Source organism: Methylocella tundrae (genome assembly GCF_038024855.1).
Classification (GTDB): domain Bacteria; phylum Pseudomonadota; class Alphaproteobacteria; order Rhizobiales; family Beijerinckiaceae; genus Methylocapsa; species Methylocapsa tundrae.
Map to the genome: position 1 here is coordinate 2,445,663 of NZ_CP139089.1, position 26,377 is coordinate 2,472,039.

A 26,377-nucleotide genomic window follows, 5' to 3' on the forward strand; every position below is an offset into this window, starting at 1 on the left:
GAATGCGCCTATTCGCGCCGCCATTCGACGCGGCGGTTGAGGGCGTAAATGTCTTCCTGGGTGAGCGCGTGCGTGTCGGCCAATTGCAGCGGCTCATCAGCGCCGACGCCCTCCGGCTCAACCGGAACCTCGACTTCGTTGTCCTTCAGGAACGCCGCGACCGCCTCGGCGCGCGCGACGGATAATTTTTTGTTGTATTGGGGACCGCCACGCACATCGGTGTGGCCGACGAGGCGAACGTTCCCAGGCTGCTGCTCCTTTATGGCGCGGGCCAGCTCCATCGCGGCCTGGCGCCCCTGTTCAGTCAAGGCCGCGGAGCGATATTCGAAGGTGATCGGCACTGGCACGGCGCGCGGAACGACCCCTCGCACGCGCGGCGCGAAAATGCCGCCAAGCCGGCCGCCACGAGTCGCCGTCACCACAAAGCCTTCCTTGCCTGTCCCGGCGTTGGCGGCGAGCAGCCGAGCCGCGGCGGCGCGCTGCAGCAAGCCTTCGATGGCGGCGCGCCCGGGATCGTGCGGCGTCAATGTATCATTGTCCACCACGTCTATGGCCCGGTCGAATCCATGCGCCGCCTCGACGAATTGGCGTTGACCGAAGCGGATTTCCGCCAGCGTCGCCGCCGCCTGCCAGAGAACAGCCGGGCGATCAGCTTCTATGATCAACGTCAGATAATCGTCGAGGGGCGCGTTCTGCGCCATCAGTTTTTGCGCCGCGGCAAGGCGGGAGGCGGCCAGCCGGCGCTGCGCCGGAATGACATAACCGCTGCAATTCGGATCGCTGACGATGGCCTCGACCTGCGCTTGCGCCGCCTGATCCGGCGCGATGTCGACCGCGCGATTGAAGGCGTCTATGCGCGACGAACAGGCGTCGGCGAAGGAGGGCACGGTTGCTGACGGGATCACTGCAATAAAAACGGCGCAAGCGGCAGCGCCTCGCCACAGCGCTTTCGCGCATATCCGCCGACCACGATGCATCCAAAGCTTGGTCATGACGATCAATCCGTAAAATCCGGTCTGTAATAAGACCGCGACGTATTGAACGGGCCTTACTATATTAACTCAACGCCGATTTCGCCGCCAGCGCCGTGCGCGCCCACACAGCGGCGCCAGCGCGAACCGGCGATAGATCGCAGGCGTTGAGCAGGCGCTTGCGAAGCGAAGCGAATTGCCACAGGATTTCACGCCTCGACCGGAGATGAAGCCGCATGCCGCCCGCCGCCCGTCTGACAGATATGCATACGTGTCCGGCAGTGACCGGAGTCGTGCCTCACGTCGGCGGCCCGATTGTTTCGCCGGGCTGTCCGCTGGTTCTGATCGGTGGCCTGCCGGCCGCGCGCGTCACCGATATCGCGACCTGCGCCGGCCCCCCCGATATGATCGTGATGGGCTCGACATCAGTGTTCATCGGCGGCCTGATGGCGGCGCGCATCGGCGACCTGACAGCCCATGGCGGCGTCATCGTGACCGGGTTGCCAACCGTCATGATCGGCGGCTGACGGCGCCGTGGCGCGCGCGCGGCAAGGATTAAATGGCAGGGGCGTCGAAGGGCCGAAGGATTGAAAATGACCGGCACAGGCGACACAGGCGAAAGAAGAATTCGCACGACGGGCATTTTCCTCGCCGCCGCCAGCCTCGCGCTCGCGTGCGCCGTTCCCGCGTCGGCGAATGACAGCTCCGTCGAAATGGCCGTCGGAGGCGTCACCTTCACGCAATCGCCGGACGTCTCCATGGAGGAGGAAGTCCTCACGATCACGCCCGATACGGTGACCGTCCTTTACCGTTTCCTCAACCAGGCAACGCTTCCGGTGACCTTGACCGTCGGCTTTCCGCTGCCCGACATCGACCTCGCCGATCAGGATGTGCTCTACGCCATCCCCGGCAACGATCCCGTCAATTTCGTTGATTTCAAAACGAAGATAGATGGCAAGCCCATCAAATTCGACGTTGTTCAGCGCGCCCGGCTCGGCGGCAAGGACGTCACCGCCGCCATTCGCGCCGCCGGGCTTCCGATTGCTCTGATCGGCGCCGACACACAGCAGCATATCACCGCTTTGACGCCGGAGGCCCGCGCGAGCCTGATCGAGGGCGGCCTCCTCATTCCGGTCGGTTCAGACGAAAAAGGCGATCAGCTTTACGGGCCAGCGTGGCGTGTGACGACGACCTTCACGCGCAAACAGGTGTTTCCGCCAGGACAAGCCGTCAGCGTCGAGCATCGCTACAAGACGAGCCTTGGCGCCAGCCTCGACACAGTGCTTCGCAAAGGGTTGCGCAACAGCGACGGCATGGGCGCGACAGTGGAGCGCTATCGCAAGGATTACTGCCTGCCTGATGATTTCTTCAAGGGCCTCGACAAACTGGCTGGCGCCGATCCAGCCAATACGGCCAAGGTGCAAGAGCGCCGCATCTCTTATGTGTTGAAGACCGGCGCAAACTGGGCCGGTCCCATCAAGAATTTTCGTCTCGTCGTCGATAAGGGCAAGCCCGATCGGCTTGTCAGCTTTTGTTTCGATAATGTGAAAAAGATTTCGCCAACCGCATTCGAGGCGAGGCTCGAGAATTTCACGCCGACGCAAGATCTGAAGATATTGCTGATCGGAAAATATTGACGCGTGCCGGCGCGCACCGCCCCGCGCGGCCGCGTGGTTCAGACTGAAGCTCTATGCGGCCGAAGGCTCCGCGCTGTTGAAGCCCGGGGTCTGCTCGTCGCCAGAAAGGAGACGCGTCATGAGCGGCGAAGTTAAATATTGGTTTACCGGCCAGGCCGGCTACGAAATGGATTGTGGCGCTCACAAGAAGCTTCGAGTCGTGTTCGCCATGATCGACGAGGATAAGACGTCGATCGGATGGTATCTCTTCGCGTCGAAGGCCGACGCGAAAGGGCAGAAGGAATGTGAGACGACGGACGTTCTCATCACCGACCAATTTGCTCACCGTGACGACATTGGGCGGCTCATTCCGCATACCTTCAAGAAAAAAATCGCAATCGACGAATTGGCCAGCCCCAAGGGAACCTTCGCCACCCTCAGCATAGAGGCGACCAAAACATCGCGGCTGATGGGCTGCCGCATCGCCAGGCTGAAGACCAAGGCCGGAGAGACTGTCACTTTTCCCTTCGGCATGCAGCAGGATTGGAAGCCTTCCCCGACCGACACCGAAATAGAGGGACGGGTGTTCTTTCTGGAGAAGGCGTCGTTCGAAGAAAAGAAGTTCCCGCTGGGCCCGCAGGGAAAAGGCTCGAAGGTCAAGATAGACGGCGCGGTCTTGTAAGGCGTCAACCTGCTTGGCGATTGAAATGTCGGCGAGGGCCGTAAGTCCGTTTGAAATCTCGTGTGTGGCCGCAATGAAATTCAGGAGCGTCATCTTTCGCATCATGATCGGATTGGCGTTCGCCGCGCCATCCCCGCTGCTTGCGCAGGACGGCGTCGTGAAAGAATTCAGCGCGGGCTTCGGGCCAAATTCGGTCGGCGTCGTTGACGCGAGCGAGGACACGGAGATCGCTGGCCCGCAGGCCATTTATGCGGGCGACAATGGCGAGATCTTTCTGCTCGATCAGGTCAACAGCCGCGTCATCGGCTTCGACGCCAAGGAGCCGGCCGAGCGCACGCGCTCGCTGGCGCTGCCGGAGGGCGTCGATCCGACGGACCTCATCGTCGCCAAAGGCAACATCTATGTTTGGGACGGCAAGCCGATCGCGCTCGAATCGCGCGAGGGCGGACTGACGCGGAGCCTCGCGCCGGACGGGGCCGCGATCGATGAGACGACGCAATCCATGTTCGCGCAGATGGGATCGGAGGAGACGCCGGAAGGCGGCGCCGGAACGCGCTCCGTTTCTCCCTCGGCAGGGCGCACGCGCCAGCTTGTCGCCTCTCGCGGAAAAGGGCCCGTCGCGGTCGAGGTAACGCCGGATAAAGGCGGAACTTCGGCGCGGATCGACGTTAGCCAGCAGGGCGCTTCGACGGCGTTTGCAAAGTTGCAGCTGAAAGTGCGCGACAAGCTCGGCTCGATCGAATTTCTCGAAATCGATCATTCCGGCCGTATGTACGTTCTGGCTGAAAACATCCCCGCTTATGTCGCGGGCGGCGCTTCCACTTTCATCGCGCGCTTTGGTCCGGGCGGCGCATTCGAGGGCGTCTACGAGTTGCCACTGACGCCGAATGTCGCCCTGTCGCGGCGCTTCGTCACCGTGTCGGCGGATGGCGACGTATATTTCCTGCGCACGCGCAAAGGCGTCGTCGACGTCATCGGCGTCGGTTTCCGGCCGATGAAGAACGGGCAGGTGATCGACGTTCGCGGACCACAGCCAGACTATGCCGCTCTCGCCAAAAGCGGCAAGGGCGCGATCGCCGCCGTGCGGCCGCTGACGCGCGAAAGCATCGTGCAGACGGGCCGCGCTTTCGAGAGCTTTACATGGCGCCTGACGCCAAGCTCCTATGGCGCCGATCCCGATAATCAATGCAACGGCTTCAACCGCATCCGGCGACCTGGCTATCTCATCGGGCACGCGGGGCAGAATGTGCGCGGCGTGCCTTATTGCTGGGGTTGCCAGGGTTCATTGTATCAGTTCGCCGGCAAGGTTTCGCGCGGCGCGCTCGCCGGCAATGTCTGCACGCGCAACACGCCCCGCTATGACGTCATCGGGGTCGATTGCTCTTCCTTCGTCAGCGCGGCCTGGGGGCTCTCGACGCATTTCACCACGGCCGCCATCCCTTCGATCGCGTCGCTGGTTCAAAATCCGTGGGACCTTAAACCGGGCGATGCGCTGAACAAGCCGGGATCACATGTCATGCTGTTCATGGGCTTTACGCCGGACCGCAAGGCCGAGGTTCTCGAAGCCTCGCCCGGCGGGTGCAACGGCCGCGTCTGCCGCAACGTCTATCCGCTGGCGTCGCTTCTCGAACGCGGCTACGAACCGCGCCGCTTTCGCGCTCTCGCGGATTAGCCGCTATTCGACGGCCTCGACCCTGAAGCCCTCCAGCTCCAGCAAATTGAGAAGGCCCTGCTCGCCGGGCAAATGCGCGGCGCCGACAGCGATGAAGACGCCCCCCTTCTCAAGAAGCGGAACGGCGCGGTCGCGCATACGCTGGTTGCGGCGCGTGATCAGCCGGTCGAGAAATTCCGGCGGCGTTTGCGCGCCGGCGACGCCAGGGATCAGCTCCGGCGATTTCATCCAGGCGAGCAGACCGCCGAGATCTTGCAAGGCATAACGCGCGATCGTCGTCTCGACGACATCCTCGGCGTGACCGGCCTGGCGCAGAGTTGCGACCAGCAGCGCGCGCCCGACCTCTGGCGAGAAGCCGTCGAGAATGTCGATCTGCTCGATCATCGTCTCGAGGCCGACAACACGCGCCCCCTGCGCCTTGGCCAATTCGGCGATCGCTTCGTCGGCATAGGGCTTCACGCCGTTTTTCCGTGCGCAGGCCGGCAGATCAAGCAGCAGCGCGAGCACGGCCGGCTTCAGCGCGCCAGCGGATGAGGCGGCAAGACCAGCCTCCGCGACGAGGGTTTGCAACGCGGCGAAGTCGGCCGCGTCCAGCAAAACGTCGGGACGCTGATCCTGCGGCGCCAGAAGGGCCGCGCGCATCGCAGCGGGGTCTTTTCGGATCGACCTGAGTAGCCGCGCGCCCGTCTCCACCGATTCCAGCGCGAGCGTTTTCGAGCTGCTCAGCGCCGCGATGACGCCTGGCCGGAACGAGGCGACGCGCGGGTCGTCGAGATGAAGCGTGCCGAAGACGTAGGAGGTTTGGCCGTCGCGCGACAGCCGGAACAAGGTTCCATGCGGAAAGGGCGTCGCGGCCCTTTCAGCTTCGATAGCGGCGAAGGCCGCCGGCTCCTGCGCTTCGATCATCGGAAAGAGATCGCGCCCCTTGCATGGAGCGCTGCCGTGGCTTGGCGTCGAGGCGAAGAGGAGTGCGGCGATCAGGACTGCTCGGCGGCGAAACGCGAGGCCGAAACGGCAGCCCCGCGCCGGCCGACGGCTGGCCATCCGCGGCTCACCACTGGTAGCGAATCCCCGCCTTGCCGCCGGCGCCGAAAAGGCCCTGACCACCATGCACGTCGCCCAGCACGAAGGAGGAGAGGCCCTGGCCGAACTCGAAATTGAAGGCGAGAATGCCGCGACCGCGCACCTGACCGCGGTCGGCGTTCGCGAGAATATTATTACCCTGGTAGGCTGCGCCCGGAATGAACCCCCCGTTGACGACCACGTCGTCATAGGCAAGCCCGGTCAAGGTCGTCGTCATCAGAATGTTGTTGCTGAAAACGGAGCTCGTTCCGACGCGGGCGCCGCCCTGGACCATCACCTGCGTGCCGTTTTGGAGGCCGAGATCCGCGGCGCCGCCGCCGTAGCCCAGAGCAGTGAATTGCGCTCCCGCGGTCGGCTCAATCCAGAAATTCGGATAAAGATCAAAGCGGTAGTTCAGATTGGCGGCGACGGTCGAGTCGAGGACGCTGGTTGAACCGGAGCCGGAATAGCCGAAAGAGAACGGACCGAAGGGACCGGCGAAAGCCATGTTTTGGGTGGAGGCCTGATCGAGGCCGAGGATATCGAACTTGGCCATGACGTCGGCCGAGAAGGCGCCCGAAAAGTAAGTGCCGTAAATGCCGAGCGAGGGCCCCGACAGGCTCGCCGTGAGACGGCTTGTGCTGTTGCCGACGATGGTTGGATTGGACGACGTTCCAACGGTGTTGAGAGTCAAATGGTTCGAGATATAGCCGACCAGCACGCCAGTGATCAGACCGTCGTTGGCGGCGATCAGTCCCCGCGACGTCAGATCGAGGCCGGCCTGAAAGCCGACCGTGCCAGAACGGCTCTGAACGCTGACGTCGATCGGCACCGGCAGGCCAGCGTTGAAATCGGGGCCGCTGATCGCGACCATCCCGGTCGCGTCCCGCTTCTCATATGCGCCGAAGACCTGACCCCAGACGCCGTAACGGAAGGGCGCTTCCACCGGCACGGGCGGCGGGATCACGACCGGCTCCCTGCGGGCGTAAACGACTTTATGGGGAGGAGCCGGCCTCGTCTCCTTGGCCGCGACCGCTCCGGCTTTGCCCTTCTTGGTTTTTTTGGAAGGACGTTCCGGCGCTGGCGGCGGCTCGGGCGGCGCCGTCTCCTCGGCGACAGGAGGCGGGTTGCGCTCGCACTCTCCGTTGACTCTCGAAAAACCGGCGGCGCAGCGCTGCTCTTCCTGATCGCGGCGATTGGTGATCGAATTTTCAGCGCTTCGCGCCGTCTCCTGCGTCGTCGACTGCGAGAGCTCGCTCAGAGCCTGGCTGGCGAGGGCGGCGCCGGACAGGGCCGCGGGGTCGGGTCCGAGGCCATTGTTCGTGCAGGCGCCATTCTGCAAACGAACCCCAGGAAAATCTTTCAGGACCTGCTCGCCATCGACGGAAATCGTCTGCGTCGCGATCGAGGGGCAAAACGGCGAAGCCTCGGCGCGAGGTGAATTGCCCAGCCAAAGCGCGCCTGCGACGACGCCAAACGCCACTCCCTTCAACGCGGCCAGATTTGAATTCCGCATGGCAATCCCCCTCGTTTGCGCCGAAGGATAGCCTATAACGAACTTGTGATCTGTGTTGTAAGTGCAACAATCATGAATTAATGTTTACCGGTTGCATCCCTTCTGTCTGGTGCAGCGGCGCACAGTTTTATTCACCGCCCGTGTTTAGCTTCGAAAACCGGAAAGCGGCGCCGCTACATGGTCGGCCGGCGAGGCCTAACCGCTTGTCGCGCGGCTCGTCTTCCGTTGGGGAGCATGGACATGGTCGTTGGCCGACACATCATTTTAAGTCTGGGCTTGATGCTGGCCACCCAGCTGCTCGGATCCCTCAGCCCGGTTCGCGCCGCCGACGGCGACGTAGACCTTTGCAACCATTCCCTGAACGATCCGGACGCCGGCATTCCGGCATGCACGCGCCTGATCGACAGCGAGAGGGACGACCCCAGCGCGCCGGGCCTTTACAACAACCGCGGCGTCGCCAAGGTGCGCAAAGGCGATCTCGACAGCGCCATCAAGGACTTCACAAGCGCGCTCGACCGCAATCCGAACTCGATCGACGCCTACAAGAACCGCGGCCTCGCCCGCCAGATCGAGGGCGATTACGACGGCGCCATCGCGGACTATAACCAGGCGATCCGGCTCGACGGCAAATCGCCCGATCTCTTCAACGCCCGCGGAACGGCGCTGCTCAACAAAGAGGAATATGATCGCGCCATCGCCGATTACGACAAGGCGATCAGACTCAACGCGCGTTTCGCCAAGGCTTTCTATAATCGCGGGCAGGCGCTCTACCTGAAGCGCCAGTTCGTTCGAGCCATCGCCGACTTCGACCAATTCATCAGTCTCGCCCCCAATGATCCCAAAGGCTACATCCAGCGCGCCGACGCCCGGCTCGCCAAGGCCGACGTCGATGGCGCCATCCGCGATTATGACGCGGCTATCCGTGTCGACGGCGCCAACGGCGAAGCCTACAGTCATCGCGGAGAGGCGCGCCGGCTGCAGGGCGATCTTGAAAAATCTCTCGCCGATCAGAACAAGGCGATCGAACTCAACGCGACCGCCGAAGCCTATGTCAATCGCGCGCTTGCGCTTGCCGACCAGGGCAAGCTCGATCTGGCGATCGCCGATTGCGACGAAGCCATTCTGCTGAGGCCCAAATATGACCTTGCCTACGCCAATCGCGGCAGGCTGCGCAGGCAGAGCGGAGATATCGCCGCCGCCTTGACCGATCTCAACAAGGCGACCGCCCTCAATCCGCGCTCCGCGATTGCGCTCGATTTCCGCGGCGACGCCTATCTGGCCGGAGACGACGCCAATCGCGCCGTCGCCGATTTCAATGAGGCGCTGCGCATCCAGCCCGACTTTGTGGCGGCTTACGCCGGCCGCGGCCAGGCCTATGAAAAAACCGGCGCGGACGCGAAAGCCAAAGCCGATTATGAAAAAGCGATCAGCCTGCCGGGCGAGGCCGACGTCGCATTAGCGCGGCCGGCGCAGCAATTGGCGCGGGCGCGGCTCGCGGCGCTGGCCGAGGCCGAGGCGACGCACGCCAAGATGGCGGCCGGCGTCGCCGTCACCGAAGCCACGAACGCAAGAGCGAAGGCCGAAGCGGACGCGCGCGCGAAAGCCGACGCCGAGAAAGAAGCGGCGGCCATAGAGGCGCGCGTCAAAGCCGAAGTCGAGGCCCGCACCAAGGCGGCGGCGGACGCCTTCAAGGCTCGCCTCGAGACGCAGGCGGCGGCTGACGCGCGCGCCCGAGCGGACGCCGACGCCAAGGCGAAATCCGAATTCGAAGCGCGGGCGAAGGCTGAATTCGAGGCCCGGGTTAAGGCGGAGGTCGAGGCGCGGGCGAAAGCCGTCGTCGAGGCGGCGCAGGCGAAATCCGCCGCGCTGATTCCGCCGCCTGGCAACCGCGTCGCGCTCGTCATCGGCAATTCCAATTATCGCGAGGTCGCAACGCTTCCCAATCCGGAACGCGACGCCGAAGCCGTCGCCGCCGCCTTTCGCAAAGTCGGCTTTCAGACGGTCTTCGCCGAGCGCGATCTGACCCGCGAGAAGTTTCTCGCCGCGCTGCGGGCCTTCGAGGACAAGGCTGAGAACGCCGACTGGGCCGTCGTCTATTACGCCGGGCACGGAATCGAGATCGGCGGCGTCAATTATCTGATTCCCGTCGACGCCAAACTCAGGGCCGATCGCGACGTTCAGGATGAAGCGATCACGCTCGACCGCGTTCTTCTGGCGACGGAACGAGCGAAAAAACTCCGTCTCGTCATCCTTGACGCATGCCGCAACAATCCGTTCCTCGCGCGCATGCAGCGCACCATGGCGTCGCGCTCGATCGGCCGGGGCTTCGCACGGGTCGAGCCTGAGGGCGGCACGCTCGTCGCCTATTCGGCGCGCGACGGACAGGTCGCGCAGGACGGCGACGGCGCCCACAGTCCGTTCACGCAGGCTCTCCTGCGCAACATCGTCCGGCCGCAGCTCGAGATCAATATGCTTTTCCGTCAAGTCCGCGACGAGGTGAGGGCCGCGACCAACGACCGGCAGGAGCCCTTCACCTATGGCTCTCTGCCGGGAGAAAGCTTCTACTTTGTCGCCAAATGAGCGATGAACGTGAGCATTGATGGCTCATGGCGGCGCAAGCCGCGGGAGGAAATCGGCGGATGGCTTACGAACTCTATTATTGGCCCGGCATTCAAGGGCGCGGCGAATTCATCCGCCTGGCGCTCGAAGAGGCCGGCGCCGATTATGTCGACGTCGCGCGCCAGCCCGAGGGCATGGACGCCCTCACGGCCGTGCTGGATGGAGACGAGGTCGCACGGCCGCCTTTCGCGCCGCCGTTCCTGAAGGATGGCGACGTCGTGATTGGTCAGACCGCCGCGATTTTATTCTATCTCGGCGAGCGTCTCGGACTTGCGCCGAGGGATGAAGCCGGGCGCCTGTGGGTCCACCAGATTCAATTGACCATCGCCGATATCGTGGGCGAGGCGCATGATTCCCACCATCCGATCAGCGTCGATCTCTATTATGAAGAGCAGCAGCCGGAAGCGCTGCGCCGGGCCAGGACGTTTCGGGAGGCTCGAATTCCCAAATATCTCGCCTGGTTCGAAACCATTCTGGCGCGCAATCCGAAAAGCGACAGCCATCTCGTCGGCGGCGGCGTCACTTACGCGGACCTCTCCCTTTTCCAGATCGTCGAGGGCTTGAGCTATGCTTTTCCGCACGGCATGAAACGGGCGCTTGCAAAGGCGCCTCTCGTCGCCGGACTGCATGACGCGGTGGCGAAGCGGCCGCGCATCCGGGCCTATCTTGCGAGCGATCGCCGGATCCCCTTCAACGAAGCCGGCATTTTCCGCCATTATAGCGAACTCGACGGATAAAGCAGCCGGTCCTTGAACTCCAAGGCCGGCCTGAGTATTAAAGCCCGACTCCCTTGAGGAGCACGCCGGCTCGTGGCGCCCGCCAGAGCTCTTTAGTCATCAGGAAAGCGCGGAATGGCCTTGACGCGGGCCGCGCGGAAAAATCCTGCGAAAGAAGCCCCATGTTCGAAAGCGTCACCGCCATAGCCCCAGCCCGGCTTCATCTCGGGTTTCTCGACCTCAATGGCGGGCTTGGCCGGCGCTTTGGCAGCATCGGACTGGCGATCGACCACCCGGCGACCAGGCTGACGATCTCGCGCGCCGAAAGAACCATTGTCCAAGGCGCCGAGGAAACGCGGGTCAGAACCTATCTCGGCGCCTTGACCGAGCGTTTTCGCCTCGCCTCGGCCTATCGCGTCACCATCGACGAGGCCATTCCCGATCATGTCGGCCTTGGCTCAGGAACGCAGCTCGCCCTCGCCCTCGCGAGCGCCCTCCGGAGCCTTGAAGGCATCGAGCCTGATCTCGCGGACGACGCCCTTTTGTTGCGACGCACCATGCGCTCTGGCGTCGGCGCCGGGCTGTTCCAACGCGGCGGCGTCGTCGTCGATGGCGGGCGGGGCGAACATACCGTGACGCCCCCGATCATTGCGCGCCTTGATTTCCCCAGAGCCTGGCGGGTCATTGTCGTGCTCGACCCTCGCATGAAAGGCATTCACGGGCCGCAGGAAACCGCGTCCTTCGCCGCGCTCGGGTCTTTTGAGGCCGACGCCGCCGCGGAAATCTGCCGGCTCGTTCTGATCAAGGCGCTTCCGGCTCTGGCTGAAGAGGATATTGACGCTTTCGGCGCGGCGATTTCGCGAATACAGCAAATTGTCGGAACTTATTTTGCTCCGGCGCAAGGCGGCTCGTCCTATACCAGCGCCGCCGTGGCTGAAGCCCTGCGCGAACTGCAGAATCACGGCGCGAAGGGAATCGGACAGTCCTCCTGGGGGCCGACCGGCTTTGCTTTCGCCGCCAATCCGGACGAAGCCCAGCGCCTCTGCGACCTTTTGCGCGCAAAAATCGCCGCTTTGGGTGTAGACATCATGATCTGCAAAGGACTCAATCACGGCGCCATCGTGAAGGGTCAACCTTCAACAATCGACACATAGGGGGAAACCGCTTGGCCAAGAATATATTGCACATGTTCAGCCCGTTGAAGCACATGAGCCCTTTCGACGTGAATATGGCTCTCGACGCCGGCTATGATTCCGTCACGCCTTACACCGGCGTCACGCTCGACGAGGTGACGGCTCTGGTGCAGGACGCGATGTTTTCGCGCTCGCCGAGAGACGCCGTGCGCACCGGCGTATTCATCGCCGGCAAGGACGCCGGGCTCGCGCTCGACATGCTCGAGCGCTTCCGCGCCACCCTTCTGAAACCATTCGAGATTTCCGCTTTCGCCGATCCCGCGGGTTCGTTCACCACCGCCGCCGCGATGGTCGCCTGCGTCGAAAAGCTGCTGAAGGACAAAAAGGGCAAGAGTCTCGACAAGACAAAGATTTTGATCTTCGGCGCCACCGGCGTCGTCGGCTATGCCGCCGGCGTCATCGCCGCGCTGGAAGGCGCCGATGTGGCGCTCGCCGGCTATGACGGCCCGACCCGCGTGCAGCAGAAAGCCGACGACATCAAGAAACGCTTCGGCGTCGAGGTTCGCGCCGTCGACGGCAGCACCGAGGAGAAGAAGCTCGAGGCGCTGCAGGGCGTCGAGGTCGTCTTGTGCGCCGCCGCCGCCGGCGTGCAGGTTCTGTCCAAGCAGTCGCTCGCCGCCGCGAAGTCGCTGCTCGTCGCCGCCGACGTCAACGCCGTGCCGCCGGCTGGCATCGAGGGGCTCGATCTCCATGCCAACGGGGCCGAATTGACCGGGGGCGCCCTCGGCGTCGGGCCGCTCGCCATCGGCGACATTAAATACAAGACCGAATCCGGCCTGTTCCAGCGCATGGCGACGTCGAGCAAGGCGCTCGCCATCGACTTCCGCGACGCTTTCGCGCTGGCGCGGGAGCTTGTCTGAAGCAGAGACACTCAAAGACGGCCCCGCGATTCTCATCGCGGCGGCGGCGGGACGCGCTCTTGCCGCCGCGGCGCGGCGCGCCGGATACCGGCCCCTCGTCGCGGACCTTTTCGATGACGAGGACACGCGCGCTCTCTGCGTGGCAAACTGTCTCGCCGGCGATCCGCAAACGGGATTCGACGGCGAGGCCTTGATCGGCGCGCTGGGCGGGCTCGCCGAGGGCCGCGCGCCTATCGGGCTCGTATACGGAGCGGGTTTTGAAGATCGCGTCGAGCTTCTCGATGAGATCGCAGAGCGTTGGACTCTCTTCGGCAACCGGCCGGAGACAGTGCGGCAAGCGAAAAATCCAGCAGCTTTAGCGCAGCTTTGCCGACTCCTCGGCGTCCCTCATCCAGACATCAGCCTGACGGCTCCCGCGGAAACCGAAGGCTGGCTGGTCAAAAGCGTCGGCGCCGCCGGCGGCGGCCATGTCGCCCCCGCAGGCGTGTGGCGGGCGCAGGGCGAGGATATTTATTTCCAGCGCGTCGCGCCGGGCGAAGCTGTCTCGATCCTCGGCCTTGGCGATGGCGCCGGAATGATCGCGCTCGGAGCGAGCCGGCAATGGGCCGCCCCGACCGGGGACGAACCGTTCCGCTTCGGCGGATGCGCGCGGCCCGCCGCTTTGCCTCTTGCCGTTGAAAGGCGGCTGACCGGCGCCGCCAGCTCGTTATCCGTCGAACTTGGCCTTCGCGGCCTCAACAGCTTTGATTTCCTGCTCGACGGCGACGCTTTCGTTCTCGTCGAGATCAATCCGCGCCCTGGCGCAACGCTCGACATTTTCGAGGATAGCCGCGGCCTCATCTTCGCCGCGCATATTGACGCATGCCTTGGCCGCATGCCGGATTTCCCGCTCGAGTTTCAAGGCGCGGCCGCGGCGGGAATCGCCTATGCGCACAGGCGGATCGCAGCCATGCCGGCGCTCGACTGGCCGGAATGGGCCGCCGACCGGCAAAAGCCAAAGAGCGCGCTGGGCTTGAATGATCCTCTCTGTACCATTAAAGCGAGCGCTGCGGATCCCTCGAGGGCGCGTGAGCTCGTAAAAGAACGGACCGCTTCGATTCTCGACGGAATAGACCATATCGAGACGGAGGCGACATCTTGAGCGAGACGGCACTGAGCATCAACACGCTGGCTGGGCACCTTGTTGACCGCATGATCGCCGACGCGGCCAAATTGCGCATTGCCGTGTCAAAGGGAGAACGCGGCGAGACGATTATCGACGCCGGCAAAGCGGCGCGCGGCGGCATTGACGCCGGTTTGCGCATCGCAGAGATCTGCCTCGGCGGCCTTGGAACCGTGGAATTGGGGCCGACCGGCTCCAACCCCAAATGGCCGTTCGAGATTTCGGTCCGGGCCACCGATCCCGTCATCGCATGTCTTGCCAGCCAATATGCCGGCTGGGCTCTCTCGCACGGCGAAGGAAAGGGCGCGTTTTTTGCGCTCGGCTCCGGTCCCGGCCGCGCGCTTGCGCGCAAGGAGCCCCTGTTCCACGATCTCGCCTATCATGACCACGCGAGCCGGGCGACGCTGGTGCTGGAGAGTGATCGCGCGCCGCCGCCGGAAGTCACCGACAAGGTTGCCGCCGCCTGTGGCGTAAGCCCTGAAAATCTCGCCTTCATCTTCGCGCCGACGCAGAGCCTTGCCGGCGGCGTTCAAGTGGTTTCGCGCGTTCTTGAGGTGGTTTTGCACAAGGCGCACGAATTGAAATTTCCGCTCGAGCGCATCATTGACGGCGTCGCGGCTGCGCCGCTGTCTCCGCCTCATCCGGACTTTATCCATGCGATGGGCCGCACCAATGACGCGATCATTTATGCGGGTCAGGCTCATCTGTTTGTGACCGGACCGGCGGATGAAGCCAAGGCTCTGGCGGAGCAATTACCAAGCACGACGTCGCGCGACCACGGACAGCCCTTCGCGGAGATCTTCAAGAAGTACAAGGGCGATTTTTATGCGATCGACCCGATGCTGTTCAGCCCCGCGCAAGCCATCGTCACGGCTGTTGAAACGGGGGAAACGTTCCGCGCCGGCAGAATCGACAACGCTCGTCTCGATGCCTGTTTCTCCTAAGCGGGCCGCGCCAGCCGTCTCCGCGCAACCGAAAATCGCGATAGCAGTCGATCTTTATGATTGGCACGCGCGGGATTTGGCGGCCGCCTTCACGCGCGCAGGCGCTGTCGCGACGCCGATCCGGCTGGCGCAATGCGGTTTCGATACAAAGCGCAAAAGCGGGCTCGTCATTCATGGTTTTGGCGCGGATCTGCCGGACGCCGTATTCGTGCGCGCCATCGGATCCGGCTCCTTCGAAAGCGTCACGCTTCGGCTGAGCGTGCTGCATGGCCTCGCCGATATTGGCGTTCCCGTCGTCAATTCGGCGCGCGCCATCGAAATCTGCGTCGACAAGGCGGCGACGAGTTTCGCTCTCGCGCAGGCCGATATTCCGACGCCGCCGACATGGACCGTGCAATCAAGCGAAGCGGCGCGGAAAATCATACGGCGCGAGACGGCGCGCGGTCCGCTTGTGCTTAAGCCGCTTTTTGGCGCGCAGGGCTTTGGCCTGAAGCTGATTACTGGTGAAGACGACCTTCCTTCGATCGAGGCCGTCGAGGGCGTTTATTATCTGCAGCGCTTTGTCGGCGTGGAGCGCGACGGCTTCGCGGACATGCGGTTTTTTGTCTCGCAAGGGGAAGTCATCGCCGCCATGACGCGGCGCGCGGCGCATTGGATCACCAATGTCAAGCTTGGCGCACGGCCGGAATGGCTGGAGCCGGGCGCCGCGATGGTCGACCTCGCCTTGCGCGCGGCGGCGGCGGTCGGCGCGGAATTCGCGGGCGTCGACATGATCTTCGACGCCCGCGGCGCGCCGCAGGTGCTCGAAGTCAACAGCATGCCGGGCTGGCGCGGCTTGCAGAAAGTCGCGCCTTTTTCGATCGCCGATCGCCTCGCGCGCGATTTTCTGACGCGCAGCGGACTGGCTCCCGCGCGAGAGGCCATCCATCCCGCGGCCGAGCCCGTCGCATGAGCGAGGCTGAGCCTAACGAGATCGCGAAAGCCTTCATCGCGTCCTGCCGGGATGAGATCGAGGCGCCAAAACCCGGCAATGTGCATATTTTCGCCGACGGGCATGGCATGACGGTCGACCATTTCCTGCGCAGCGCGGAGGTCGCCGCCGAACCCTTGTGCCGTCCCTTTTCGACCGTCGGCGCCCGCATTCTCGGCGCTGTCGAGGCGACGGCTTTGAGCGTCGGCCTCAACACCAATCTCGGCATTATTCTCCTCTGCGCGCCGCTGGCGGCGGCCGCGGATTTTAAAACGGCTTCGCCCGCAGAGCGGGCGCCAGGGCAAAGAAACCAGGAGGATGAGTTTCGGCAATCCTTGAAAAGAATCCTGGGCGGGTTGACGCGCGAGGACGCGCAATCGGCCTTTGACGCGATCGTTCGCGCGGCGCCGGCGGGGCTTGGACAATCCGGGCGCCATGACGTTCGCGCGCCGGCCGAGACGACCCTTCTCGATGCGATGAAAGAGGCGGCCAGCCGGGACCGGATCGCCTATCAATATGCCAGCGATTTTTCCGACGTATTCACCATCGGCGCAAACGCGCTGGCCGCCGCGCGCGAAAAAGCGTGGCCGGCGCCGTGGCCTGTCGTCGCCGTCTATCTCAGTTTCCTCGCAGGAATTTTTGACAGTCATATTACGCGCAAGAACGGCCTTGACGCCGCGTTGGTCGTCCAGAATGCGGCGATCGACATTCGCGAAAGATTTATGGCGCAGACGGATCCAGCCGATTCGCTGGGCGATCTTCTGGATTTCGATCGCCGCCTCAAGGCGACGGGGCTGAACCCCGGAACCAGCGCCGACCTCACCGTCGCAACGCTTTTCGCGGATCGGCTAATCCTGTCTTGATCCGCCGCCGCAATAATGGTTGAGTGCGCGCCAGCGGACGAGCGCCGCTTTCATCCGGCTAACCGACCCGGCGAAAAGATGGGTGCTGACAACAAGGATCGAACCTTCATATCCGTCTAACTTCTTCGATAGCTGTCTACGAAGGGTTTTCTCATGGGAGGATTTTTTAACGTGACCAAGATCAACAAATTGCTGGTTGGCGAATCGCTCGTCGGCGAAGGCAACGAAGTCGCTCACATCGACCTCCTCATTGGGCCGCGCGGCAGCGCCGCCGAAGCGGCCTTCGCCAATGCGCTGACGAATAACAAGGACGGCTTCACCACCCTCCTCGCCGTCGTCGCTCCGAACCTGCTGGTCAAGCCCGCGACCGTCCTTTTCAACAAAGTGACGATCAAGAACGCCACCCAGGCCGTGCAGATGTTCGGTCCGGCGCAGCGCGGCGTCGCCAAGGCAGTCGCCGACAGCGTCGCCGATGGCGTCATTCCGATCAAGGAAGCCAACGACATCTTCATCTCCGTCGGCGTTTTCATTCATTGGGAAGCCAAGGACGATCAGAAGATCCAGGACTACAACTACCAGGCCACCAAGGAAGCCATCGCTCGCGCCATCAACGGCGACCCGACGCCCGAAACCGTCGTCGCCGAGCGCAACACGGCGAAGCATCCTTTCGCGCCGAACTAAGCATGATTTTCGGAAAGCTTTCGGCTTTTCGGACAAGATCATCTGGTTGAACAAAGAGATAAGAGCATGACCCCTTGATCGCGGTCATGCTCTAAGCGTCTCGAAACGACAAAATCGAAAAGGGGGCTCCGGCCCCCTTTTTAAATTGTCCGGGCGGCGTCGAGATCGGCGCTGGTCAACTGGCCGTCGTGCAACGCAGACGCAACGAGAACGCCCTCGACGCCCGCCTTCGCCAGAGAGGCGAGATCCTCGGGGCCGCGAACGCCGCCGGCTGCGTAGACGCGGGGCTGAACAGACGATCTGCCAAAATCGTCCGATGAGGACGCCCCAAGGTCAACGATTGATTTCAGGCGATCGAGATCGGGTCCGGCATGGCTGCCGACCCGCGCAAGCGTCATGACAATGACGCGTGAAGGCCACCAATGCTGCGCTGCAAGGAGCGTCTGCGGGCCGACAAAGCAATCGCCGCGAAAGTCGAGCGAGAGAACGAGCCTTTCTATCCCGACCAATTCTTGAAGTGCGGCCGGGCCGGTCAGCGACTCGCTACCGAGAACGAGGGTTTCGCGCCCATGACGCGATAACCATGCGCGCGCGCCGGCTGCGTCGGCGACGCCTGCATCGACCCAGAACGCCGTCTGTGGAAAGGCCTCACTGAGCGCGCTGACTATCTCTTCATGATCGCCGCGCGACTCGATCGCATCAAGGTCGGCGATATAGATCGTCTGAAACGGATGCAGCGACAAAAGTCCCGCGACAACATCGCCCGGCGCGTTCGTTGGCGCCAGTTTCGTGTCGATCGGGGCATAAGAATCGCGCCGCCCGAGACGAGCGCGAACCACCACCCCGCCCTTGAGATCGATCACCGGAATGACTTCCATTCAGCGCGCCCCTGTTTCTATGTGGGATCTTATGCCAAACATCCGCATCCGCCGCCCGGACGACCCGCGGCGGCGACGAAGGGCGCATAAAGCATGATCCCAAAAGCCGCAGACTTTTTGGATCAGAACATGCATTGAGACAATGAGCTAACGAGCATGATCGACGCGGCGGCGCCTCATTCCATCTTACCGGCGGCGGCGCCTTTCAATAACGCTTCAGGCTTTGCAACATGCAAAACATCATCGGCTGGGATATTGGCGGCGCGCATCTCAAAGCGGCGCGCGCGGAAAACGGAATCATCAAGGACGCCGTACAGATCGCCTGCCCTTTGTGGCTCGGGCTTAGTGAACTCGAGCGCGCTTTCGGTGAGGCGCGCGCGAGGATTGGCGCCGCGCCACTGAACGCCATCACCATGACCGGGGAATTGTCCGACGCCTTCGCCACGCGAGCAGAGGGCGTCGCAGGCGTCGCCGCCATCGCCGAGCGCCTCCTCTCGCCGGATCGCGCCGTGTTTTACGCCGCGCGCTCCGGCTTTGTCGACGGCTCCGATGCGAGCGCCCATGCGACCGACATAGGCTCGGCCAATTGGCACGCCAGCGCCGCGCTTGCTGGCGTCAAGCTGCGAGAGGCCCTGTTGATCGACATGGGCTCCACGACGACGGACATCATCCCCGTAGCCGGCGGCGCGCCGGCGAGCAGCGGCTATACCGACGCCGACCGGCTGACGCATGGCGAACTCGTCTACACCGGCCTCGTGCGCACTTTTTTAATGGCCGGTCCGAAGCAGGTCCCCTTCGCCGGACAATGGACGGCGCTGATGAATGAATGGTTCGCCGACATGGCTGACGTGCATCGCATTCTCGGACAATTGCCGCCGGGGTCAGACATGATGGATACCTCGGACGGACGGGAGAAAACCACCGCCGCCTCCATCGCGCGGCTCGCTCGCATGATCGGACGCGATGCGCATGAAGCATCGGACGCCGCTTGGACAAGGCTCGCGCGGTTCTTCGCCGAGGCGCAGCTGCGTGAGATCATGGACGCGGCGGCTCTCATCCTGTCCCGCGGCGTCCTTGATAATGAGGCGCCCATCATAGGCGCCGGCGTCGGGCGCGGCGTGGTCTCCGATCTCGCGACGCGAATGGGGCGCCCATATGTCGCCTTCGACGAGCTGATCGAAGCGGCGCCGAACGCGCATGAAAAGGCTTGCGATTGCGCGCCGGCGTCCGCCGTGGCGCTGATCGCCGCGCATCACTTCAAAGCGTAGAAATCATCCCGAGCCTTGATCAGCCAGCCCCAGGCCTCCCGCTCCTCCGACCCCGCCGTCTTCTCGATTGCGATGGAGAGATAGGCGATTTCCTGATCGATTTTTTCGCGCGGCAAAAGCTTTAGCCGCGTGATCAGAATGGCGCCTTCGAGCACTGCATTCTTCGCGCGATTGAAACCTTCGAATGGCGCATGGGTCTCGACCCGCTCGACCTTGCAGTGAAATCGCGGCCGCTCAGTATGATCCTCGACATGGCTTACGATCAGCTCGGCATGAGCGAGCGCCGCGTGAAGGCGCGGCGGCCGTCCCTGGCGAGCTGGCGCCAGCGGCCATTGGCGGCGCCCGGTGACGAGCCCCGCGAAGATGCGCGCATCGTCGATATAATTGACGGTCGCAAAAGGAACGCTCGAAAGATTGTCGAGCGTCGTCGACGGCCGAAAGGGGGCGATGATCCAGCCCCCCGCGTCTTCGATAAGCCCCAGCGGCGCGATATGCGGATTGCCGGATGCGTCCATTGTGGTGACGACGACCTCACGGATCATCGGCATCTTGCTAACTCCTCGTTACGGCGTTCTTCGCGACGCCAAAGCGGACCCGGCTAACAACGACATCTCAACAGATGGCGCGATCACTCTTTCCGCCGCAGCGTATGCCCGGCTTCGCGCAGACGGTCGCGCTCTTCCTCCGGGCGATCGGCGCCACGGCCCCAGTCGAGCGGTTCATCCTGCGCATAGCGCTTGCCGAGCGCGAAAGCGATCTCGGCCTTTGTCAGTTCGGCGCCAAGATAGAAGGCGTGCGCGCCATCGGCCTCGACTCCGAGCTTCGGGTATAATGAGAAGGCGTCGGGCGCGATATGATGACCGTCACGATTGAAAATGTGAATCCCGTCCGGCGCCGTCGCGATGCGAAAATTGGCGTCTCGCACATCAGCCGCCATCTCCGCGATCTCCTCCGCTGTCGACGGAAAAGGGGCTTTGTCGTGCAATTGCAAAAGCCCCGCGTCATAGCCTTTCGGCAACGCGCCATCGGCGGCGGCGGCGAACATGAGACGGCGCGCGGCGTCATGCTCCTCGATCGTTCGCCGCGTATGCGCGCTGACCTGAACAGTGAGCACGTTGCGGATCTTCAGCTCCGAACAGAGCCCGATGAGGACGCCGGTGAGGCCGCCTGAATCCACTTCGGTCAGCTCGGTGAGATTGCCCGTGCCCATCATCATTTCGGCTTCGGGAAGACGCCGGCGCGCCTCGACGTATCGCACCAGCGACGCGGCAAACCCAAAGTGAATCGGATCGAGAATGGGGTCGATGATGTAAGGCATGCCGCGCTGCTCCGCCGCGCGCGCGGCGCGCACCAGCGAATCAAGATCATGCACAGGCGAGCCGACGAGAATGGGCGTCGCCGCCGTACCTTGCGCAAGGTCGAGATTGTTTTCGTCGAGGCTCAAAAGAAAGTCCGCGCCCGCCCTGGCGCCGCGCCTCAATTCGTCTGGATTGAAGGAATCGATGCTGACACTGAAGCCCGCCGATTTTAGGGCGCCAACGCAGTCTTCAAGGTGAGGGAACGGCGTGTCGGGCAGGCAACCGAGATCGATCACATCGGCGCCGGCGCCGCGCAGCTTTTCCGCGCGCGTCAGCAGCGCCTCGACGGACAAAGCCGTCGCGTCGATAATCTCGGCGAAGATCCTTATGTCAAAGCGCGAGAGATCCGGCGCCTCGCCGCCGCGTCCGAGAAAGGCCGGCAGGTCGCTTATTTCATCCGGCCCGCGCAGCACGGCGACGCCCAGTTCGGCGGACAGGGCGTCGACATTGCCGCGAAAACGGCCGGGCAAAATCACGCGATCGACATTCAGCGGACGCGGCAGACGGCGCAAAAGAATCGCCTCCGTCATCAAGGCCGCGACCTTGACCCCAATGTCGCAGATATCCCAGACGAAGGGCGTTTCCCCCAATGACCGCAGCAGCCGCTCAAGCCGCGCATGGGCAAGGTGTCCGGTGACGAAGAGAAGACGCTCGCTCATATCGTGATCAGCCGGATGCGGGCCTGCGCCAAAGGCCGGACAGGATCATGCCGGCGCCGGGACGTCGGCCGCCTCGCGCATGACGACCATGCCGGGCGCGCCGCCGCTTTTTAAGATCTCTCTGGCGAAAGGCAATGAGGCGGGCCCGGCGACGGAAACCAAAGCCCCGCTCTGCGCGGCAAAACGCGGAAAGAGCGGATCGATGATTTGACGCTCCGCAAGCTCGGCCGCAGTCGCCGGCCGCTCGAGATCGAAGGATTTGATCAGCAGCAGGCGCCGGGCGCCGACCAGTCCCGCGAGCCACGCGGCGAGTGAATCCGACGTCGCATCCCAGCTTGCGGGAATCTGCGCGGCCGATAGCGTCATCGCGGAGGGCAGCCAGACCGGAATCCTCGCGGCCTCGAGCGCGGCCTTGATGTCTTCGCGCGATGAGGCCAGGACGAATCTGTCGGAATGGCTGGCGAGAATGACGGCGAATTGCTCCATGGCGAGCAGCGCCAGCCGATGCGCCGCGACATCGTCGAATCCCATGCGCGGCTGCGCGGCCCGCACGGCTTCTGCGAAAGGGCCGCCGCCCGCGACGAGGATCAGCGGGCGGACCGATGCGGCGAGGGCGGCGAGCCAGGCTTCGCGCTGCGGCGAAAAGGCGAGGCTGCCGCCGAGCTTGGCGACAAAAATGCTCAATGGCTTCTGGAGCCTCTCAGTTTTGGCGCGGCTATGTCGACCGACGCAAAGCGCCGATTGAGCGCGGCCGCCTCCTTCGCCCGTTCGCGTTTGATCTCGACGCCCACGGCGCCGCGAATGACGTCGAGCTTTTCGACCCGCGCGACGACGCTGACGACGCTTGGATGACTGAGCACCGAATCCGCGATCTCTCTGACGAGTGTTTCGATCAGTTCGATATGGCCGCGACCCGTGATGATCTTGATTGCATCGACGATGAGATCATAGGAAAAAATATCGCGCATGTCATCGGAATGCATGCGGGCTCTGGCGACATCGACGTCGATGTTGAAGCGCACGTCCTGCTTCTTCGCGCGCTCGAATTCATAAGCCCCGATATAACACGGCATGACGAGATCATGGACGAAGATGCGATCGGTCTCGGTGATCTCATTGACCGGAACATAGCCTCGCCCAAGAAGGCGCCAGTCAACGTCGGTCTCGCCTCCGGAGGTTTGAGAGTCGGCGACATGGGGAATGAGATCGCGGATCATGGCGACGGCCGCCGGGTCGATCGAAGCCTCCCGATCGCCGCTCTTGCAAAGGCTTCCGCGAAACCCAAGGTAATCCGGCCGCAACGGAAGAAGACGCGGCACGTCTGGCGCCTCCAGCGAACCCGCCAGTCCCGACATCAATCCGGCGCCGCGGCAGCGATCGACGAAAGGGGCCAGCGCCGCCACATCCATATAATTCAGCAGACGGCCTTTGCCCTTCGCCGCGGTGTCGAGCATGGCGCCGACGAAGCCCTGCGCGGCCATGAGATCAAGAAGATCGAGGTCTGGCTGACGATCGGCGAAAAGCACTCCGACGAGTTTGACTTTGCCGGCGAGCGCCCCGAGCGCGCGAATGCGATCCGCTCCCGCCGCATCGGAGGAAAGCCCGACCTTGACGTAATCCACTCCGGTCGCCGCCAGATCGAGCGCGGCTTTGACCGCCTCGCCGGGCGTCTCGAAATGATCCCCGGCCGCGGCGCTGATCTGTTTTCGTTTGCCGACCGCCGCGACAATCTCGGCCGCGGCGCCAAGATCAAGCGGGCCGAGGGCGCCTTTCGCCGGGTCCTTGAGATCGATGATGTCGACGCCGCTCGTCAGGGCCGCTTCCGCCTCGGCCCGGTTGATTACGCTCGCGAGCATCAAAGTCATCGTTCATTCTCCCCGACAGGGTTTTGCGGTCTCTCGAAGCGCAATGCGCGCTCCCGGCGCAATTTGGTGCGGCGGCGCCGCTGACATCCGCGGCTGAGCTCAATGTGCGGCCGCGCCCTAATATATTGAACACCATGAAATCATGAAATGATGAGGCGAAACCAGAACACGCCAAGATCAGGCGGAACTCCGCTCCGCCGACCCAAGGCTTGCGAACGGGCTTCGACGCAGCAATGTGGGACCGCAAAACTATATAGGCAGCCGAGCCGGAAAGGCAATCGCGCCGCCTACGCCGCCGAGCTTGAGCTTACCGGGACCCGATCCGATCGCCCCTCGATCAAGCCGAGAAAATTGCGCAACAGCAAATGGCCCTTGTCCGTCAAGATCGATTCAGGATGAAACTGCACGCCGAACGTCGGGTGCTCGCGGTGCTGTAGCGCCATGATCTCATTTTCCTGCGACCAAGCCGTCGCCTCCAGCGGCGCTCGCGGATTCTCGAGTTCGACGATCAGCGAATGATAGCGTCCAACGTTGAGGGGGTCAGGCAAGCCTTTAAGTATGCCGCGCCCCCCGTGACGCACCGCGCTCGCCTCGCCGTGCATCGGCCGCAACGCTCGTGTGACGCGGCCGCCAAAGACCTGCCCGATGGCTTGATGACCAAGACAAATGCCGAGAATGGGCACGCGCCCGGAGTAGTCGCGCACGAGCTGCATCGACATTCCGGCCTCGTTGGGGGTACAAGGTCCCGGCGAAATGACGATCGCCTCCGGCGCCTCATCCGGCAGCGCGGCGTCGTTGCGGATCACGACCGGCGTCTCGCCCAGTTCGCGCAGGTAGCTCGCAACGGTGTGGACGAAAGAATCGTAATTATCGACGACGAGGATCATTGCGCGAATTCCTTGGCGCCGAAGGCCTCGAAAATGCGCCTCGCCTTGTCGAGCGTCTCGATATATTCGGAAGCGGGGTCGGAGGCCGTAACAATTCCGCCGCCAGCCTGCACGACGCAGGCGCCCGCGCGAAAGCTCGCGGTGCGTATGACGATGTTCAAATCCATGCTTCCGTTGAAGCTGAGATAGCCGATGGCGCCGCAATAGGGGCCTCGGGCATGGCCTTCGAGTTCCGTAATGATTTCCATTGCGCGCAATTTTGGCGCCCCGGTGATCGATCCGCCGGGAAAGGCGGCGGCGAGAACGTCGACGGGCCCAAAGCCGTCAGCGAGGCGCCCGATAACGGTTGAGACGAGATGATGAACCGTCGCATAGGATTCAAGAGCGCAAAGTTGCGGCGCCTGCACGGAGCCCGGCCTGCAAACCTTCGAGAGATCGTTGCGCAACAGGTCGACGATCATGACATTTTCGGCGCGATCCTTGCGGCTTTCGCCGAGCGCCTTGGTCTGCAACATGTCGACGAGCGCATCGGCGAAGCGCGGCCGCGTGCCTTTGATCGGCCGCGTTTCGACGAGATCGCCCTCGACGCGCAAAAACCGCTCCGGCGAAGCCGATGCGATGATAAAGTTTGTGTGGTCGAGATAGGCGGCGAAAGGCGCCGGATTGACCCGGCGCAGGCGGCGATAGAAGCCGAAATGATCGAAGTCCGGCGGGACCCGAGCTTCAAATCGCTGCGAAAGATTAGCCTGAAAAATATCGCCCGCGAGAATGCGCTCGATCACTTCAGCAACGGCCTTCTCATATGTTTGCCGCGTAAAGTTGCTGGTCCAGCCTGAAAGCGAGATATGCCCCGCGGCCCCCGCGCGCGGCTCGCGCGCTAGCTTTTCCTCAAACCAGAAGGCGCGTTCCACCGCGCGCCTCTGGCGCGACGCCGGATCGCTTTCAGGAAGGCCCGTTGAGATGATCCAGGCGCGACGCTCGAAGGCGTCAAAGGCGACGACGACGTCGTAAAGCCCAAGAGACAGATCCGGAAAGGCGAGATCGTCCCGCAAAGGCGCCGGGAGGCGTTCGAGACTGCGCCCGAGTTCATAGGAAAACAGCCCCGCGGCGCCGCCCTGAAACGGAGGCAAGCCCGGCACAGGGTCCATCCTGTATTCCGCCAAAATCGACTTCAGCCGGAGCGTCCAGCCCGCATCGGCTTCCTTGCCTTGAGTCCTCGCGAAGGGATCGGCTGCGATGAAACTGTAGCGGCCAAGCGTCCCATCGACCATCGCACTGTCGAAAAAGGTTAAAAACGGCAAATCCGCGAGCGCCCAGGCTGCCTCGACAGGGTCGCCGAAATCGATTTCGATGACATGCATGAGTGTGCCCGTGAACCTTCATTCCAGCCGCGGCCTGTCGCGGCTTCCCTTCGCCCGGCCGATCGCTGGAGCTGAAAGCCACATGGCGCCGCTCTATTGGCCCTGCAAGCCCTGCGCAAAGCCCACGGCCATACAAACAGCCGAACGCCTGCCGAGACTCAGCTGATGCGCATGTGCGTTAAATCGCCGCCGATAATGCATAACGCAGGCCGGGGCCGCGGCAAAATCTTTGTGTTCGAGCGCCTTATTTGGCTGGCTTTGGCGGTTCAGACGGCTGCGGCGCGTCCTGTTTCGGTTTCGGCGCCTCTTTTGGAGCGGGGGCGGGAGCCTTCGGCGGCTCCGCCGGCCTCGGCCGGCCTTTGTAGGCATGAAGCGGAATGCGACGACCGCCGGCTTCTTCGAAGCTCCGGACGCAGGGCGCCCCACCGGCGTGCGGCGCAAAAGCCCCGCCGAAGATCGAATCCTTTGGTGCTGCGGCTTGGTGAAGCATGGACTTTTCCTCCGGCACTCCCTTCGGCTCAGCAGGGGGGGTCGCCAAGACCGCGCTTTCCGAGAGAACGTCCAAAAATTCCAT

The 26,377-nt window shown here is 63.4% G+C and carries 25 protein-coding genes; 14 read left to right on the forward strand and 11 right to left on the reverse strand.

Annotated features, from left to right (window positions below):
* Positions 1–8 precede the first annotated feature (8 nt).
* Both SIN04_RS13605 and SIN04_RS13610 read right to left on the reverse strand, forming a co-directional pair.
* Positions 9–992 (reverse strand): OmpA family protein, encoded by a 984-nt coding sequence (locus tag SIN04_RS13605; RefSeq protein ID WP_341263974.1) that lies wholly within the window; start codon positions 990–992, stop codon positions 9–11.
* Positions 993–1,056: 64 nt separating this feature from the next.
* Positions 1,057–1,209, reverse strand: a complete 153-nt coding sequence (locus tag SIN04_RS13610) for a hypothetical protein (RefSeq protein ID WP_166795938.1) — start codon at positions 1,207–1,209, stop codon at positions 1,057–1,059.
* Here SIN04_RS13610 and SIN04_RS13615 point away from each other — a divergent pair.
* From SIN04_RS13615 to SIN04_RS13630, 4 genes are all read left to right on the forward strand, one after another.
* Entirely contained in the window at positions 1,208–1,498 is a 291-nt protein-coding gene (locus SIN04_RS13615) for a PAAR domain-containing protein (RefSeq protein WP_341263975.1), read from the forward strand. The genes SIN04_RS13610 and SIN04_RS13615 overlap by 2 nt on opposite strands.
* A 66-nt stretch (positions 1,499–1,564) precedes the next feature.
* A complete protein-coding gene (locus tag SIN04_RS13620) occupies positions 1,565–2,608 on the forward strand; it encodes a DUF4424 domain-containing protein (RefSeq protein WP_341263976.1) in 1,044 nt (347 codons plus the stop codon).
* 118 nt (positions 2,609–2,726) lie between these two features.
* Positions 2,727–3,269 (forward strand): hypothetical protein, encoded by a 543-nt coding sequence (locus SIN04_RS13625; protein WP_134490021.1) that lies wholly within the window; start codon positions 2,727–2,729, stop codon positions 3,267–3,269.
* A 73-nt stretch (positions 3,270–3,342) separates the two neighbouring features.
* Entirely contained in the window at positions 3,343–4,941 is a 1,599-nt protein-coding gene (locus tag SIN04_RS13630; RefSeq protein ID WP_197731979.1) for a hypothetical protein, read from the forward strand.
* A 3-nt stretch (positions 4,942–4,944) separates the two neighbouring features.
* Here SIN04_RS13630 and SIN04_RS13635 read toward each other — a convergent pair whose 3' ends face one another.
* Complete coding sequence (locus tag SIN04_RS13635) at positions 4,945–5,985, reverse strand: TraB/GumN family protein (RefSeq protein WP_134490023.1); 1,041 nt, start codon at positions 5,983–5,985, stop codon at positions 4,945–4,947.
* Between the two features lie 7 nt (positions 5,986–5,992).
* A complete protein-coding gene (locus tag SIN04_RS13640) occupies positions 5,993–7,519 on the reverse strand; it encodes an autotransporter outer membrane beta-barrel domain-containing protein (protein ID WP_341263977.1) in 1,527 nt (508 codons plus the stop codon).
* 240 nt (positions 7,520–7,759) lie between these two features.
* On the opposite strand from SIN04_RS13640, the gene SIN04_RS13645 reads away from it, so the two are divergent.
* The 9 genes from SIN04_RS13645 (at position 7,760) to fae (ending at position 17,527) form a co-directional block, all read left to right on the forward strand.
* A complete protein-coding gene (locus SIN04_RS13645) occupies positions 7,760–10,099 on the forward strand; it encodes a tetratricopeptide repeat protein (RefSeq protein WP_197731980.1) in 2,340 nt (779 codons plus the stop codon).
* A gap of 59 nt (positions 10,100–10,158) precedes the next feature.
* Positions 10,159–10,875 carry a glutathione S-transferase gene (locus SIN04_RS13650; RefSeq protein WP_341263978.1) on the forward strand — a complete coding sequence of 239 codons (717 nt, stop codon included), beginning with the start codon at positions 10,159–10,161 and terminating at the stop codon, positions 10,873–10,875.
* A 161-nt stretch (positions 10,876–11,036) separates the two neighbouring features.
* Entirely contained in the window at positions 11,037–12,008 is a 972-nt protein-coding gene (locus SIN04_RS13655; protein ID WP_134490028.1) for a beta-ribofuranosylaminobenzene 5'-phosphate synthase family protein, read from the forward strand.
* Between the two features lie 11 nt (positions 12,009–12,019).
* Entirely contained in the window at positions 12,020–12,907 is an 888-nt protein-coding gene (locus tag SIN04_RS13660) for an NAD(P)-dependent methylenetetrahydromethanopterin dehydrogenase (RefSeq protein ID WP_174510791.1), read from the forward strand.
* Complete coding sequence (locus SIN04_RS13665; protein WP_134490029.1) at positions 12,900–14,048, forward strand: ATP-grasp domain-containing protein; 1,149 nt, start codon at positions 12,900–12,902, stop codon at positions 14,046–14,048. Before SIN04_RS13660 ends, SIN04_RS13665 begins: the two co-directional genes overlap by 8 nt.
* Positions 14,049–14,098: 50 nt before the next feature.
* On the forward strand, positions 14,099–15,013 hold the full coding sequence (gene mch, locus SIN04_RS13670; RefSeq protein ID WP_244605983.1) for a methenyltetrahydromethanopterin cyclohydrolase: 915 nt from the start codon (positions 14,099–14,101) through the stop codon (positions 15,011–15,013).
* Positions 14,997–15,965, forward strand: a complete 969-nt coding sequence (locus SIN04_RS13675; protein WP_134490031.1) for a RimK family alpha-L-glutamate ligase — start codon at positions 14,997–14,999, stop codon at positions 15,963–15,965. Before mch ends, SIN04_RS13675 begins: the two co-directional genes overlap by 17 nt.
* The gene (locus SIN04_RS13680) at positions 15,962–16,846 is read left to right on the forward strand and encodes a triphosphoribosyl-dephospho-CoA synthase (protein ID WP_134490032.1); all 885 of its coding nucleotides are present in this window, start codon (positions 15,962–15,964) and stop codon (positions 16,844–16,846) included. The genes SIN04_RS13675 and SIN04_RS13680 overlap by 4 nt, the downstream gene beginning before the upstream one ends.
* Before the next feature lie 171 nt (positions 16,847–17,017).
* Positions 17,018–17,527 carry a formaldehyde-activating enzyme gene (fae, locus tag SIN04_RS13685; RefSeq protein ID WP_134490033.1) on the forward strand — a complete coding sequence of 170 codons (510 nt, stop codon included), beginning with the start codon at positions 17,018–17,020 and terminating at the stop codon, positions 17,525–17,527.
* Between the two features lie 140 nt (positions 17,528–17,667).
* Here the strand turns inward: fae and SIN04_RS13690 are convergent, their stop codons facing one another.
* Complete coding sequence (locus SIN04_RS13690) at positions 17,668–18,405, reverse strand: HisA/HisF-related TIM barrel protein (RefSeq protein WP_134490034.1); 738 nt, start codon at positions 18,403–18,405, stop codon at positions 17,668–17,670.
* Between the two features lie 230 nt (positions 18,406–18,635).
* Here SIN04_RS13690 and SIN04_RS13695 point away from each other — a divergent pair, with 230 nt between their 5' ends.
* Complete coding sequence (locus SIN04_RS13695) at positions 18,636–19,673, forward strand: hydantoinase/oxoprolinase family protein (protein WP_134490036.1); 1,038 nt, start codon at positions 18,636–18,638, stop codon at positions 19,671–19,673.
* On the opposite strand, the gene SIN04_RS13700 is transcribed toward SIN04_RS13695, so the two are convergent.
* From SIN04_RS13700 to pabB, 6 genes are all read right to left on the reverse strand, one after another.
* A complete protein-coding gene (locus SIN04_RS13700; RefSeq protein WP_166795939.1) occupies positions 19,658–20,221 on the reverse strand; it encodes a DUF447 domain-containing protein in 564 nt (187 codons plus the stop codon). The two genes, SIN04_RS13695 and SIN04_RS13700, sit on opposite strands and share 16 nt — an antisense overlap.
* 80 nt (positions 20,222–20,301) lie before the next feature.
* Positions 20,302–21,690, reverse strand: coding sequence for a DUF6513 domain-containing protein (locus SIN04_RS13705; RefSeq protein WP_134490038.1), 1,389 nt, complete (start codon positions 21,688–21,690; stop codon positions 20,302–20,304).
* 45 nt (positions 21,691–21,735) lie between these two features.
* Positions 21,736–22,374 carry a uridylate kinase gene (locus tag SIN04_RS13710; protein WP_197731981.1) on the reverse strand — a complete coding sequence of 213 codons (639 nt, stop codon included), beginning with the start codon at positions 22,372–22,374 and terminating at the stop codon, positions 21,736–21,738.
* A complete protein-coding gene (locus SIN04_RS13715; RefSeq protein ID WP_341263979.1) occupies positions 22,371–23,546 on the reverse strand; it encodes a (5-formylfuran-3-yl)methyl phosphate synthase in 1,176 nt (391 codons plus the stop codon). Before SIN04_RS13715 ends, SIN04_RS13710 begins: the two co-directional genes overlap by 4 nt.
* A gap of 296 nt (positions 23,547–23,842) precedes the next feature.
* Positions 23,843–24,442, reverse strand: a complete 600-nt coding sequence (locus SIN04_RS13720; RefSeq protein ID WP_134490042.1) for an anthranilate synthase component II — start codon at positions 24,440–24,442, stop codon at positions 23,843–23,845.
* Positions 24,439–25,803 carry an aminodeoxychorismate synthase component I gene (gene pabB, locus SIN04_RS13725; RefSeq protein WP_134490044.1) on the reverse strand — a complete coding sequence of 455 codons (1,365 nt, stop codon included), beginning with the start codon at positions 25,801–25,803 and terminating at the stop codon, positions 24,439–24,441. Before pabB ends, SIN04_RS13720 begins: the two co-directional genes overlap by 4 nt.
* Between the last annotated feature and the right edge of the window lie 574 nt (positions 25,804–26,377).